This is a genomic window from Vibrio cortegadensis, from assembly GCF_024347395.1.
In the GTDB taxonomy this organism is placed as follows: Bacteria; Pseudomonadota; Gammaproteobacteria; order Enterobacterales; family Vibrionaceae; genus Vibrio; species Vibrio cortegadensis.
Genome location: NZ_AP025473.1, coordinates 1,345,157 through 1,360,290, shown reverse-complemented (window position 1 = coordinate 1,360,290; position 15,134 = coordinate 1,345,157). Strand labels below are relative to the sequence as shown.

Annotated in this window: 12 protein-coding genes; 10 read left to right on the top strand and 2 right to left on the bottom strand. The window is 44.2% G+C overall.

Features of this window, described 5'->3' with window-relative positions:
• Positions 1-45: 45 nt before the first annotated feature.
• From OCV39_RS20045 to OCV39_RS20030, 4 genes are read left to right on the top strand one after another with little or no spacing between them, the layout of a single operon-like run.
• Entirely contained in the window at positions 46-1,044 is a 999-nt protein-coding gene (locus OCV39_RS20045; protein WP_390903275.1) for a cytochrome-c peroxidase, read from the top strand.
• Positions 1,045-1,054: 10 nt separating this feature from the next.
• The gene (locus OCV39_RS20040; RefSeq protein ID WP_261889821.1) at positions 1,055-2,290 is read left to right on the top strand and encodes a cytochrome-c peroxidase; all 1,236 of its coding nucleotides are present in this window, start codon (positions 1,055-1,057) and stop codon (positions 2,288-2,290) included.
• Positions 2,287-2,898 (top strand): arsenate reductase (azurin) small subunit, encoded by a 612-nt coding sequence (locus OCV39_RS20035; RefSeq protein ID WP_261889820.1) that lies wholly within the window; start codon positions 2,287-2,289, stop codon positions 2,896-2,898. Before OCV39_RS20040 ends, OCV39_RS20035 begins: the two co-directional genes overlap by 4 nt.
• Positions 2,899-2,900: 2 nt before the next feature.
• On the top strand, positions 2,901-5,597 hold the full coding sequence (locus OCV39_RS20030; RefSeq protein WP_017053151.1) for an arsenate reductase (azurin) large subunit: 2,697 nt from the start codon (positions 2,901-2,903) through the stop codon (positions 5,595-5,597).
• A gap of 90 nt (positions 5,598-5,687) precedes the next feature.
• Here the strand turns inward: OCV39_RS20030 and OCV39_RS20025 are convergent, their stop codons facing one another.
• Both OCV39_RS20025 and OCV39_RS20020 read right to left on the bottom strand, forming a co-directional pair.
• A complete protein-coding gene (locus OCV39_RS20025; RefSeq protein WP_113797837.1) occupies positions 5,688-6,149 on the bottom strand; it encodes a plastocyanin/azurin family copper-binding protein in 462 nt (153 codons plus the stop codon).
• 130 nt (positions 6,150-6,279) lie between these two features.
• Positions 6,280-6,900: a LysE family translocator gene (locus OCV39_RS20020; protein ID WP_017053149.1), complete on the bottom strand. Its 621-nt coding sequence runs from the start codon at positions 6,898-6,900 to the stop codon at positions 6,280-6,282.
• Between the two features lie 400 nt (positions 6,901-7,300).
• On the opposite strand from OCV39_RS20020, the gene OCV39_RS20015 reads away from it, so the two are divergent.
• The 6 genes from OCV39_RS20015 to OCV39_RS19990 all read left to right on the top strand — a co-directional run bounded on the left by OCV39_RS20015 (position 7,301) and on the right by OCV39_RS19990 (position 15,075).
• Positions 7,301-9,121, top strand: coding sequence for an extracellular solute-binding protein (locus OCV39_RS20015; protein ID WP_261889819.1), 1,821 nt, complete (start codon positions 7,301-7,303; stop codon positions 9,119-9,121).
• Positions 9,122-9,133: 12 nt separating this feature from the next.
• Positions 9,134-10,222 carry a microcin C ABC transporter permease YejB gene (locus OCV39_RS20010; RefSeq protein WP_261889818.1) on the top strand — a complete coding sequence of 363 codons (1,089 nt, stop codon included), beginning with the start codon at positions 9,134-9,136 and terminating at the stop codon, positions 10,220-10,222.
• 1 nt (position 10,223) lies between these two features.
• Entirely contained in the window at positions 10,224-11,279 is a 1,056-nt protein-coding gene (locus OCV39_RS20005) for an ABC transporter permease (RefSeq protein ID WP_261889817.1), read from the top strand.
• 5 nt (positions 11,280-11,284) lie between these two features.
• Positions 11,285-12,892, top strand: a complete 1,608-nt coding sequence (locus OCV39_RS20000) for an ABC transporter ATP-binding protein (protein ID WP_261889816.1) — start codon at positions 11,285-11,287, stop codon at positions 12,890-12,892.
• Positions 12,893-13,076: 184 nt separating this feature from the next.
• Positions 13,077-13,583 (top strand): RNA-binding S4 domain-containing protein, encoded by a 507-nt coding sequence (locus OCV39_RS19995; RefSeq protein WP_261889815.1) that lies wholly within the window; start codon positions 13,077-13,079, stop codon positions 13,581-13,583.
• Positions 13,584-13,767: 184 nt separating this feature from the next.
• Positions 13,768-15,075, top strand: coding sequence for an alpha/beta hydrolase (locus tag OCV39_RS19990; RefSeq protein ID WP_261889814.1), 1,308 nt, complete (start codon positions 13,768-13,770; stop codon positions 15,073-15,075).
• The last annotated feature ends 59 nt before the right edge of the window (positions 15,076-15,134 follow it).

The window sequence follows — 15,134 nt, the reverse complement described above, 5'->3', positions numbered from 1 at the left end:
GCTTTAGGTCAAACGGATGATCAGCAGTTTGGTCCGTTACCTGAAATGAAGATAAACGATGCAAAAGCAGAATTGGGAAAACGCCTATTTTTTGATACACGACTATCAGGTAATACGGCATTGTCTTGTGCATCGTGCCATCAACCAGAAAATGGATATTCCTACCCAGAAGCATTGGGCCCTGCCTATACTGGGAGTAAAGGCTTTAGGAACGTACCCACTCTTATTAATACCGTTTATAAGAAAGTGTGGTTCCATGATGGTCGTATTGGTACCAATCTTAATGATGTGACGCGTGAAAACATCACGGAAGATTGGTTAATGAATATGGATATGCGTTTGATGCAAGAGCGTCTTAAACAAGATCCAATCTACGTGAAAATGTTCAAAAATGCGGGATATGGCGAACCGTCAAATGGCTCGGTGCGTAAAGCTATTCCTGAGTACTTGAAAACGCTGATCTCCAACCAAACTCCTTTCGACAAAAATCAGTTATCTGAGCAAGCCAAGCAGGGTTTTGATCTGTTTAAAGGTGAAGCGGGCTGTTCATCTTGTCATAACGGACCACTCTTTACCGATGGTAAACCATACAATACCGGCGTTGCTGAAAACTTCGATATATTCCGTGACCCTATGCGCCACCAGACCTTTATCGCATTCAATATGTTCATGGGGAACGAGAACTACATGAATTTGAAGCGTGATGTAGGGGCTCATGTTCAAACACATAAAGCAGACGGCACTGACATGGGTAAATTCATGACACCGACACTGCGTGAACTCAAACAAACTGCCCCTTATATGCATAACGGAATGCTCGCGACGTTGCCAGAAGTGGTCGCATTTTATAATGCAGGAGGCGGTGAAGATTCAAATAAAGATGCAAGGCTAAAACCACTTAACTTAAGTGAACAGCAACAGCAGTCACTCGTCGCATTCTTGGAGTCGTTATCCAGTGAGCCATTAACTACAGAGAAACATGTATGGACGGCTTACGATTACGACTATGAACTTATTTCTGATTGGCACAATGCTAAAAACTAAGGAGGACGAGATGACAAATCATTCAATCAGCTTGTCTGCTGTGGCTGCAATGTTAGTGACGTTAACCGCGTTACCTGCTTGTGCACAACAAGAAGAGACAAGCAAAATTACCGCAGAAGAAGTGACAGCATCACTTCCTGATGTTGTTGTCAACGATGTGGCTTATCCTGCACTGGCACCGCTTGGTGAAGTACCAACGCCTGCAGATAACCCGACGACAGAAGAGAAAGTCGCATTAGGCAAACAACTGTTCTTCGATGGCCGTTTAGGGGGAGATACTTCAACGCCTTGTTCTGCGTGTCATAACCCTGCGTTGGGTTGGGACTTCCCATCCGATCTCTCTTTAGGTTATCCAGGAACGGTTCACTGGAGAAACAGCCAGACAATCGTGAATTCAGCCTATTATCAGAAGTTGTTCTGGGCTGGCTCTTCTAAATCGTTAGAGGGACAAGCTAAAAGTGCGGCTAAAGGTGGCGTCGCGGGGAATGGTGAAGATGACATCATGGAAGCCCGTTTAGCGCTAGTGCCTGAATATGTTGAGCAGTTCAATACCATCTTTGGCGATAACTACCCTAAAGTGAGCAATGCGTGGAAAGCGATTGCTGCTTTTGAGAGAACGCTTGTTCAAAGAGATACGCCATTAGACAACTACCTATTGGGCGATAAAACCGCATTAACTGAACAGCAATTGAAAGGTAAAGCACTGTTTGAAGGCAAAGCGAAATGCATCTCTTGTCATAATGGTGCATTAGCTTCGGATCAGAAAAACTACAATGTCGGTGTTCCTACAAACTTGCGTTGGGAAAACGATCCTATGGCTCAAATAACCTTCCGTTATGAACTGTATGCAAAAGGTTCAAATGAGAAAATGTATCGCAATACCAAAGCTGATCCTGGGGTGTATTTCCGTGGAAAACGTAAAGAGATGAAGGGAATGTTCCGCACACCTAGTTTGCGTTATACCAAGTTTACTGCCCCTTATATGCATAACGGTACGATCAACACCCTAGCTGATGTGGTCGATTTCTATGACCGTGGAGGCGTCGCTAAAGATGGCAGAACAACAGGCTTCCCTCAAACGAAAAGTCCTCTCATCACGCCTCTTGGTTTAACGGGCGAAGAGAAAACCGATCTGTTGGCATTCTTAGATGCATTTACCGGTGAGAAATTGATGATGACTTACCCTGAAATTCCAAAATACCAACGACTATTCAGTGAAGAAGAGCTTGCGGAGGTGAAAAAATGATTTTCGATAAAGAAAAACGCCAAGCTAAGTCGAGCAATAAAGAGAGTGCGCAAGAGCATCAAAAATGCATGATGTCTCGCCGTGACTTCCTTATGTATACCGGCGCTACCGCTGGGGCGGCGAGTGTTATGTCGATCACTCTGTTCCCAGGAACCGCGCAAGCACAAAATACAAAAGCGAGAGTCGTGGGTTACCCTCGTAAACTGCTGGGCAAAATGAGCGAATTGAAAACCAATGAACCTCTCTATTTCAATTACCCAGACGATGGCCCAAACTCGCAAGGTTTATTAGTAAAAATGGGCGTGCCTGCAGGTGGCGGTTTAGGTCCAAAGCAAGATGTGGTTGGATTTTCGCTGATGTGTACTCACCAAGGTGGGCCGCTTAACGGTCAATACAAAGTGGTAGGGGAGCACCGTGTACTTGGTCAATGCCCATTCCATTTATCGACATTTGATATGCGCCGTCATGGGATCATCGTTTCGGGCCAAGCTTATGAAAGTTTGCCGCAAGTATTGTTAGAGCTAGAAGGCGATGATATTTACGCTGTTGGCATCATGGGGCTGCTATTTGGGCGAACCGATAACATTATTTCGATGCAGGAGGCGTAATCATGACGACTAATTTTTATATACCAGAAGACCATGCACCGCTACCGCCGAAAAATGCAGAGAAAATAACAACCGCATGTGATTACTGCATTGTAGCGTGTGGCTACAACGTTTATCGCTGGCCGTTAGAGCAAGCAAATGGCGGCATGAAAGCGAGTGAAAATGCGTTTGGCATTGATTTTCCAAGTGCGCCTTTACAAGCTTGGGTCGCACCTGCTCAGCACAACGTGATTATGCATGATGGTAAGCCACATAATATCGTGGTGGTGCCTGACAAAGACAGTAAGGTGGTAAACAAAACCGGTGACTCTTCCATGCGTGGCGGGCTACTCGCGCAGAAACTATATAACCCATCAACCGGAACTCGTGACCGCTTAACTCAACCATTGGTTCGAATTGGAGGTAGTTTACAACCCGTTCCTTGGGACTTTGCGCTGGACATTGCAGCCGAAGTCGGGCGTCATGTTATCGATACCCATGGTACCAATGCTTATGGCGTAAAAACGTATTCTTATCAGTATATTGAGAATACCTACGCCATCACAAAATATGCGCTGCGCCACGTCAATACCGCTAACTTCTCGTTCCATGATACGCCATCGGATGTCACCTCAACCCCAGGCTTTAGAGACGCGGGTTTTGATAACTTCGGTCCTAGTTATGATGATTGGGGCGCGGCTGATACCTTAATGATTTGTGGTACTGACCCTTACGAAACCAAAACCATTATTTTCACTCAGTTCATTATGCCTGCCGTTCAGCGCGGTATGAAAACCGTGATCCTTAACCCACGTGAAACCGCTGGTATTGCTTGGTTGAAGAAGCAGGGCGGGTTGCATATTGATCTTAACCCAGGCTCAGACAACTTAGTCGTCGGTGCGATTCTTCGTGTGATCATTGAGAACGGTTGGGAAGACAGCGAGTGGATTAATAAATGGGTGAACAATAAGTGGGAAACCAGTTCGGGCTTTGGACAAGGTACGCGTAATACGCCTTGGCAGTGGCGAACCACTTGGGGCAAATTCCAAACTGATGGCTTTGAAGGCTATAAGAAATGGAATTTAGAACAGAAAGAGTACGATCCTATCTACGCTGCGAAAATGGCAGGTATTGATGTCGACAAGATTTACAAAGCGGCAGAGATGTTAGCCAAGCCAGTGAATGGGGTTCGTCCTAAAACTTCGATTGGTATCGAAAAAGGGTTCTACTGGTCAAATAACACTGGTAATACAAATGCGATCTCTACTCTTGCAACTGTTGTGGGTGCTGGTGGTCGTGAAGGTCAAGTGGTTGGCCGATTTGGTGGGCACCAACGTGGTGGTCAGTCGGGTGGTAAATTACCGAGAAATAAATCGCCAGAGAAAGTACCGGGCCGCCGCCGTAGAGCCATCGATACAGACCGTTATCTCTATTCTGGTCATACTCGTTTCGCTCATGTTATCGGCACGACATGGATCCAAGCGATGTGTGGTAGCCAAGGTCTTCAGAAGAAATTTTGGGAATTGACGACAGCGAACCCGCATCAGGTTTACTCATACGATAAGCAAGAGATCATCGACACGCTGAAAAAACGAGCCGACTCAGGCGGCATGGTGGTGATAAACCAAGATATCTACTTGCGAGATCCCATTGGCGCTAAATTTGCCGACATCGTTTTTCCTGCGGCAACGTGGGGCGAAGTGGACTTCATGCGAGCGAATGGTGAGCGTCGCTTGCGTCTTTATCAAAAATTTGCCGATGCTCCGGGGCAAGCACAACCAGATTGGTGGATCATTTCTCAACTGGCTAATCGTATGGGTTATGACGGTTTCGACTGGCAGAATTCTAATGATGTGGCAGAAGAGGCATCGCGTTTCAGTCGTGGTAGTCGTAAAGATTTCAATATGATCAAAGTCGCCGCTCATGCTGAAGGAAAAACATTGCATGAGAAGTTACGTGAATATGGAACCGAGGGGATCCAAGGACCTGTTTTCTATAATTACGATACGAAGAAATTGGTTGGAACAAAACGCCTGCATGATACAGAAATGACCTTAGATACGCTGGCTGAAAAAGGGTTAGCGAATGGGCCTCAAGGTGCGAACGTTCTGAAGAAACAGCTTACGGGCTTTAATAGCCAGACAGGTAAGGTGAATATTCAGAAACACCCATGGGATCTATTTAGTGACTTCTATGCATGGCTTCAACCGAAAGAGGATGAGTTGTGGTTCTCTAATGGACGTATCAATGAAATCTGGCAATCAGGGTTTGATGATGTAGAGCGTCGTGCTTACGTTATTCAGCGTTGGCCAGAAAACTGGGTCGAAATTAACCCAGAAGATGCGAAAGCTCGCGGCATTGAATCGGGCGACCAAGTGATGATGTATTCAGATCGTGTTGCGAACTTTAAAGATACCATTCTTGGCGTGCATGGAGATGATTTCCAGTTCAGCAAATTGATGGAAAATGGGCATATCAAGCTAGACAAGGCTGCGGTGACGGCTGTCGCTATTGTGACTCCAGCAGTGAAGAAAGGGGCGTTGTACGCAAATATGATCGATATGCGTCAACCTTCTAATTCATTAACCACAAGAGTGGTAGACCAAATCAGTGGTAACTATAACTACAAAATGGGCGTCGCGAAGATCAAGAAACTGGGTGAGTCCAAATATAAGTCTGAGTTTCGTTCTTTCTCATTTGCACCTAGAAACATTGTTTAGGTAATGACGAGGTTTAGGTAGTAAAGAGATAACATCGGGAAAGAGTGTCATTGGTGGCCTTGTGGTGAGGCCACCTTTTTTGTGTCTGAATTAAGGAATTTTCTTTTCAGCTTTATCCAGCATTGCCTGCATTTTATCTTGTGCACGGCGGCTAACGCGTTTCTTCGCAGCCTCACGAGCTTGAACAATATTACCGCTAGGATCACCGACAACAATCAGAGCAACCATGCCGTATCGGTGGTGAACCTTACATTTAATACCATAAACGCCGGGCTTATCGAACGTCACTTCAGATACATCGGAGTAGGCGATAGTGATGGGTTTTACCCCTTCAGGGATCATGCCTTTTATGCTGTGCGCGGTATGAGAACCAACCGAACCTTCAAAACGAACTTTTTCACCCACTTCAATTTCGACATAGTCAGGGATGAATTGATACATGGCATCAAAGTCAGTAGTTTCGATATCAAAAACTTGTTTGATTACTTGAGTTTCAGCATGAGCAGATTGAGCAATAAATAGCGAAAGAGCCAGTAAAAATAGTGGTTTCATAAAAGAGCTTATAAGTGATTGATAATAAGAATTATACGTATTTATCGTATTTGCACCACTACTTAGACTCAATGCAGAGAGAGAATGAGCCTAAATGACCCATTCATCACATAAATAATTATTTAATCAATTAACTCACAAAAAGCCAGATCCCGACACCCATCATTAAGCTACCTGAAATTCGGTTCATCACTCGTACATTTTCTGAATGACCAAGCACACGCTTTAACCCTTTTCCACCAGTGGCGTAGAGTGTCATGCACACAAATTCAGAAACTAAGATAATAGAGACAAGAATCGACAGTTGCGGTACCAGTGGTGCTTCATTGTTGATAAATGGCGGAAGCAGCGAGATCATAAATGCCCAGCCTTTTGGGTTGGCGATAGCGGTGACAAACCCTTGAACCACCAAATCCCAATCTTTACCCACTTTAACATTTTGGGTATCAGCACTGATCGCGAGTTTCCCCTTAGAGCGCCACATTTGAATGCCCAAATAGAATAGGTAACTAGCCCCTAGGATCTTAAATCCAGTAAACAGCCAAGGGTAATTGAGCATCACCGCAGCAATACCGAGCACCGCAGCAATGGAGACTACGGCGACGCCTGCTAATTCGCCAATCATCATCCATAAGGTTCGCTTATAACCAACACTCATGCCCAAGCTAAGCGCAAGGGTCATACACATTCCCGGAGTAATGGAGACAAAGAAGAAGGTCGGGATGAATGCCAAAAGTAAGCTAGAACTCATTGAATTTCCTTAGCATGGGTCTGATGAAATCAAAGGCAATTTTCGTAACATTTTGCAACATACGGCATTTTAGGTTTAAAAACCATGTTTAGTCATTAATCTTATAAAATTGAAAAGGGTTCATGCTCGTAAAATGACTTATATCAGCGAATATGGCTGCCTAAAAAACACTCAAATAGAAGCCGCGTTGCATGCTAAAAACGCAATCAAGGCTTATGCGTAAAGGCTTTATGTGATTAAAGACTCAATAAGAGCCGAAGATATGGGCTAGCATTTTATTAATCATTACATAGCCTTATATTTTCTCTATACTTAAATTACGCATGAAACTTTTCGTTCTGATAAAAGACAAACAATACAAGTGCGTAATGGATATCGCTAAGAGAGTAGGGAGAAATACATGGTAAAGTGGAATCGTTTTATTGTCGGCGCTGCTGTCAGCATTCTGAGTTCAACCGTTTTTGCCGCAAACATTATCGAAACCACGCAACTTGTTGGTTTTGGAGTGGCAAAATATCCAGCGGAATTTAGCCATTTCGAATACGTTAATCCCAACGCCCCTAAATATGGCAATGTCACTTATGGTCAAGTTGGTACTTATGACAACTTCAACCGTTTTGCCTCGCGTGGTGTTGCGGCGGCAAAGAGTGGTGAACTGTACGATACCTTGATGTTTTCTCCTGCCGATGAAATCGACGCCTACTATCCACTGATCACCTCTAAAGTTCGCTACTCCGACGATTATACTTGGATGGAAATTGAGATTAATCCCAAAGCGAAATTCCATGATGGACAGCCGATCACTGCTCACGATGTGGCGTTCACCTTCGATAAATTCATGAGTGAAGGTGTTCCGCAATATCGCTCTTACTATAAGCAGATAAAGTCAGTGGTGGCTAAATCGGATCTGGTGGTTCGCATTGAAATGGAAGAACCGAATCGAGAAAAGTTGTTCAGCTTTGCTCAAGGCACCCGTGTACTGCCTAAACACTTTTGGCAAGATAAAAAATTCAATGAACCGCTCATGGAACCTCCTGTAGGTAGTTCAGCGTATAACATTACAGGCTACAAACTGGGCCAAAGCGTGACTTACTCTTTGGTAGATGACTATTGGGCGGCGGATCTTCCCGTCAATATTGGGCGTAATAACTTCAAGCAAATACAGTATGACTATTATCGTGATGACACGGTTATGTTAGAAGCGTTTAAAGCGGGGGAGTTCGATTTTCGCCAAGAGAATTCAGCCAAGTTTTGGGCGAACTCATATACAGGTGTGAATTTCGACAAAGGCTTCATAAAAAAAGAGGAGATCCAGCACCAGAAGCCGGAAAGTACTCAGGCATTTGTATTCAACACGCAACGAGAAATGTTTAAAGATCCGAAGGTGAGAGAAGCGTTAACTTACGCTATGGATTTTGAGTGGATGAATAAAAACATGTTCTACGGGCAGTATTCTCGCACTCGGAGCTTTTTCCAAAATACAGATTACGAAGCGAAAGGCTTACCGTCAGACGCTGAATTAAAGATCTTAAATCCATTAAAAGATGCGATTCCAGCGCAAGTGTTTACTCAAGAGTATCAGCCGCCAGTGACGAATGGTTCCGGTCGTATCCGTCCACAATTGCGTACTGCGTTTAAGTTACTTAAAGCGGCAGGGTGGGAGCTGAAAAACAAAGTGATGACCAATAAGAAAACTGGAGAGCCACTGTCTTTCGAGTTTTTGATTTATAGCCCGACCACAGAACGTATCGCGACACCTGTTCAGAAAAATATGAAGCTGATGGGCATTGATATGCGAATCCGAACGGTGGATACCACTCAGTACATAAAACGTTTACGCGATCGTGATTTTGACATGGTGTCATCAACGTACTCAGCGAACCCATACCCAAGTTCAAACTTAATGATTATCTGGAATTCTCATTTTATTGATTCAACCTACAACACCGCTGGTGTGATGGATCCTGCTGTTGACGCATTAACAGAACAAATTTCAAACAGTCAGGAAGATCCTGAAAAACTGCTATCGTTAGGCCGTGCGCTGGATAGAGTTTTGCAGTGGAATCACTACATTATCCCTCAATGGTTTGTTGGCGAGTATCGTGTGGCCAGTTGGGACAAGTTTGAACGCCCAGAAATACTGCCTGAATATGATTTAGGGATTGATACATGGTGGGTTTCCAAACAGAAAGCCGCGAAACTTCCTGAAAAACGTCAATAGAAAGAGAGTTTCATGGCAGCGTATATATTTCGAAGGCTACTGCTGGTAGTGCCTACATTGTGGGCCATCATCACCATCAACTTCTTCATCATTCAGATTGCACCAGGTGGGCCTGTTGAGCAGGCTATCGCGCAGATGGAAGGACATAACTCCGGTATCATGGAGCGTTTTAGCGGTGGCGGTAAAGAGGTGGATTTAGGCGCAGGAGATGAGGTGTCATCTTCCGGGTATAAAGGCTCTCGCGGTTTAGATCCTGAAGTGGTTGAAGAGATAAAAAAGCAGTTTGGTTTCGATAAACCGATTCATGCTCGCTACTTTGACATGCTGAAAAATTACGCCACTTTTAACTTTGGGCAAAGTTTGTTCAAAGGCGGAAACGTCATTGATTTGATTAAAGACCGGCTTCCTGTCTCTATCTCATTAGGGCTATGGAGCACTTTAATTATCTATTTAATCTCGATTCCATTAGGGATCATGAAAGCCATTCATCACGGATCTCGTTTTGATATCTGGTCCAGTGCCATGGTGATCATCGGTTATGCGATCCCCGGTTTTTTGTTCGCCATTATTTTGATCATCTTATTTGCCAGTGGTAACTATTTTAGTTGGTTTCCGTTGCGCGGCTTAGTGTCGAGTAATTTTGAACAGTTAAATTGGTATCAACAAATCATCGATTACTTTTGGCACTTAGCCTTGCCTATCTTTGCCATGGTAATTGGTGGTTTTGCCACATTGAGTATGCTCACTAAAAACTCATTTCTTGATGAGATCAACAAGCAATATGTAGTGACCGCTCGGGCAAAAGGTTTGGATGAGAGCAGTATTCTCTATAAGCACGTTTTCCGTAATGCGATGCTGATTATTATTGCCGGATTCCCAAGTGCATTCATCAGTATTTTCTTTACTGGTTCAATGCTTATTGAAGTGATGTTTTCACTTGAAGGTATTGGCTTGCTTGGCTTTGAATCGACCATACAGCGTGACTACCCAGTAGTTTTTAGCTCTTTGTACATAATGACTCTGCTTGGACTCCTATTGAGTATTATTTCTGATTTGACTTATACGTGGGTCGATCCGCGTATCGATTTCGAGGCACGTTAGCATGAGTTTTCTAGTCGGAAAATACGGCCTATTACAACCTAAAAACCCTCTAACACAGGCAAGAATTGCTCGATTTAAAGCCAACCGTCGCGGCTATTGGTCACTCTGGATTTTCTCTGCACTCTTCATTTTTAGCTTGTTTGCTGAATTGGTCGCAAATGATAAACCTCTGCTGGTGGAATATAACAGCGGTTGGTATTTACCGATTGTTAATCAGTATGCTGAAACCGAATTTGGTGGCGAGTTTGAAACAGAAGCCGACTATACCGATCCTTATGTGATTGAGTTGATAGAAGAAAATGGCACGATCATTTGGCCTCTCATCCGGTTTAGTTACGATACGATAAATTATGATATTGGTAGCGCGGTGCCTTCTGCGCCTGATGGGACAAACTGGTTGGGGACCGATGATAAAGGGCGAGATGTACTTGCTCGGATCATCTATGGTTTTCGTATATCAGTGCTGTTTGGATTTGTACTAACGATTGTTTCAAGTGTCATTGGCGTGGTGGTAGGGGCGACACAAGGCTATTACGGCGGATGGATTGACTTGATGGGGCAGCGCTTTATTGAAGTATGGTCTGGCATGCCAACCCTGTTTTTGTTGATTATTTTATCGAGCTTTGTGGAGCCGAATTTCTGGTGGTTACTTGGGATCATGGTGTTGTTTAGCTGGATGAGTTTAGTGGGTATTGTTCGGGCGGAATTCTTGCGTTGCCGAAATTTTGATTACGTACGGGCGGCATTGGCGATGGGAGTCGACGATAAGCGGATTATGTTGCGGCATATGTTACCTAACGCAATGGTGGCTTCTCTAACCATGATGCCTTTTATATTGTCTGGATCTGTCACCACGTTAACCTCTTTAGATTTCTTAGGTTTTGGCCTGCCTGCTGGCTCTCCATCGCTTGGCGAGTTATTAGCGCAAGGTAAATCGAACCTACAGGCACCATGGCTCGGGCTCTCTGCCTTTGCCATCTTATCTTTAATGCTCACGCTGTTGGTTTTCGTTGGTGAAGCCGTTCGCGATGCTTTTGATCCGCATCAGCAAGGATGATCAGAATGATGAATGACAATTCTCAAAAAACGGTGTTAACGATTGATAAGCTATCGGTTGGGTTTGGTAGAGACAACCGTATTGATCAAGTGACACACGACGTTTCGTTGAGCATAAAGCGAGGGGAGACGCTCGCGCTCGTAGGTGAGAGTGGTTCGGGTAAGTCGGTCACCGCAAACTCAGTATTAAAATTGCTTCCTAAAGGTTCGTCTCACTACTTATCGGGCAGTATTACTTTTGATGGTACCGATATTCTGAGTTGCTCAGAGCGACAGTTGCGAGGAATTCGTGGCGGGCGCATCGGGATGATTTTCCAAGAGCCGATGGTGTCACTGAACCCACTACATAAGATTGGGAAGCAGTTAGTTGAAACATTAGCCATTCACCGTGGTATGCGCACAAAGAAAGCAGAAGAGTTGGCGATTTCTTGGTTAGATAAAGTGGGGATTCGTCACTCAGCGCAAAAAATAAATGCGTACCCGCATGAGTTATCGGGCGGAGAGCGTCAGCGCGTAATGATTGCGATGGCACTGATCAATGAACCTGAGCTATTAATTGCCGATGAACCGACCACCGCATTAGATGTATCGGTACAGGCTCAGATCTTAGATTTACTTAAAAACTTGCAACAAGAGTTGGGTATGGCAATGCTGTTTATCACCCACGATTTGAGTATTGTGCGCCGAATCGCTGACAGAGTTGCGGTAATGAAAGAGGGAGAAGTGGTTGAAATTGGAGAGTGCAAAACCGTTTTTGCGGCCCCTTCTCACCCGTACACGCAGAAGCTGATTAATTCTGATCCACGAGGCTTGCCGGTTGATGTTGAAGTTGATGCACCATCTTTGCTTGATGTAAGCCAGCTACGAGTATGGTTCCCCATTACCGGAGGAATATTCAAACGAGTGGTTTCTCATATCAAAGCCGTGACGGATATGCACTTCGATTTGCGTAAAGGTCACTCTATCGGCTTGGTTGGAGAGAGTGGTTCAGGTAAATCAACAACAGGTATGGCTATCCTCAAGTTATTGAAAAGTGAAGGTTCAATATCGTTTCAAGGCAGTGAACTGCAAGGGTTAGACAGAAAAGGGATGTTGCCATTTCGAAGTCGAATGCAGGTTGTCTTTCAAGATCCATTTTCGGCGCTGAACCCGAGAATGTCAGTGGCTCAAGTCATCGGAGAAGGGTTACGAGTTCACCAAGAACATGATGAAAAGACGCTGGATGCCATGATTTGCGAAGTGATGAAAGAGGTTGATTTAGATCCGAATACGCGACATCGCTATCCCAATGAATTTTCTGGAGGACAACGCCAGCGAATTGCCATTGCACGCGCTCTGATTTTGAAGCCGGAGTTTATTTTGCTTGATGAGCCAACCTCATCACTGGATCGAACGGTGCAAGCGCAAGTACTGGATCTTCTGAAAAATTTACAGCAGAAATATGGTTTGACTTATCTGTTTATTAGCCATGATCTTAATGTCGTTAAATCGTTGTGCCACTACACGATAGTGATGCGTAATGGGGAGATAATTGAGCAGGGTGACACGCAGTCTCTGTTTGCTTCGCCACAACACAGTTACACTCAAGAGTTGGTTAATCTGTCGAGTTTTTAAGCTTGATACTAAGAGTGAAAACGGCCATGAATCGATGATTGCTGGCGGTTTCAATATTTTTTCATTAAGTTTTAAGCGGCGTTTTAAGTTTGTTTGGCTTTACTAGAGCAAACCATAGTGGATAAGTGGTCATTTCTCGCGTTTAGCATTACACTGCCTGCAAAGTTTTATGACAGAGGTCACCATGGACCAAGAACAGTACGAAGAAGAGTTTCACCAAGAAGGTGAAGAGATAGAAATTGAAGCGATTGGCATCGATGTTTCAAGCCAACCTATTGAATTATATAAAGTGTTTAAAATTGCCAATTTAGTTGGTGGCGGCGGCGAAGCGAAACATATTATTTCTGAAGGTTATGTTGCGGTTAATGGTGAACTTGAAACGCGCAAACGTCGTAAAATGTACGATGGTGACTTCTTTGAATTCAACCAAGAATATTATGTTGTGGTTTGTGATGCGCCAGTAATGGAAGAAGCGGACGAAAAAGCAGCAAAATTAGCGAAGAAGCAACAAGCTGAAAAAGAAGAAGTAGCGAAAAAAGCAGAGCGCGCCGCAAGAAAAGAGAAGAAGAAAGCGGAAAAAGCGGCTCAGCCGAAAGGAAAGAAAGCGAAGCCGAGCAAACCCGCGAAACAAGATAAATCGAATGTTGAGCGTGATGCGAACAGCGGTCGTCACTCCATAGATTTCTTCTAAGATACTCAAGTAAAAATCTTAGGTCTAAAAGAAGGCTTTAACTTCTCGTCATAACGCAATGATGGAGAGTTAAAGCCTTTTGTTTTATTTCCTGCACAATTCGTTGATTTAAGCGGCTTTATTACTGTGATTTGTCAAGGTTACTGCTAGAGTAACGACTCTTGATTACCGTGAGGGAAGTACAGTGCAGAAGCAGTTCATCGATGGCCAAATCTTATATCGCCAGCATCATTTTGATTTACCCCTTAATTACTCACAACCTCAAGGAGAGCAGGTTAAAGTCTTCGCAAGAGAGGTGGTGAAGTTAAGTCATGAGAATAACCATGAACTGCCGTGGCTAGTTTATTTCCAAGGTGGCCCCGGTTTTCCTTCACCGCGCCCTAACGGTGAATCAGGTTGGTTGAAACGCGCACTTCAAGATTATCGCGTACTGCTGTTGGATCAACGAGGAACGGGCAATAGTACGATTATCAGTCACCAAACTCTTGCGCACAAAACACCCGCTCAACAAGCTGAGTATTTAACTCACTTCCGTGCCGATAATATTGTGCGTGACGCTGAAGCGATTCGTGAACAGCTAGGTGTTAAACAATGGGCGACCCTTGGCCAAAGTTTTGGTGGGTTCTGTACGCTGACCTATTTATCTCTATTTCCACAAAGTCTGCTACGTTGTTACGTTACAGGTGGGATCCCATCAATTACTCGTCATGCTGATGAAGTATATCGTGCAACTTATCAGCGGGTACTTGATAAAAACCAAGCTTTCTTTGCTCAGTTCCCTGAAGCTCAAACACTGTGTAAGCAAATCGCTAATTACCTGTTTGCGAACGATGTTAGGTTGCCAAATGGTCAGCCGTTTACTGTCGAACAGTTCCAGCTTATCGGAATTAATTTGGGGCGCAGTGGGGCGAACTTGCCTATGTATTACACGCTAGAGTCTGCGTTTGTTGAAGTCGATGGAAAACAAGAATTGAGCTATAGCTTTTTGAATCAAATGCAGCAAGAGCAAGGCTATTTAACCAACCCAATCTATGCGATTCTGCACGAATCCATCTACTGTCAGAGTTCTTCATCAAATTGGTCAGCACATCGTGTGCGTGATGAGTTCATAGAGTTCAGCTATTCAGAAGATAAACCTTTCTGCTTTACAGGAGAAATGGTTTACCCGTGGATGTTTGAACAGTTGTCTACTTTAACTCACTTGCAGGCTGCGGCAGAGTTATTAGCGGCGAAGAAAGATTGGCCTCAACTTTATGATGCGGAAGTCTTGGCGAAAAATACAGTGCCAGTGCCAGTGCCAGTGGCTTGTGCCGTGTATGCCGATGATATGTATGTTGAGTTAGATTATAGCCGCGAAACTTTGGCGAAAATACCTAATGCGAAGGTTTGGATCACCAATGAATATGAGCATAACGGCATTGGTGTCGATGGTGAACGCATATTTGATCGCTTAGTGGGTATCGCTAATAGCATTGCCAATTTACCCAAGTAAAGCGCAATAGTGCGAAACACCAATGGTTAATTCAATTCCTTAGGGATATTAGTTAGCCA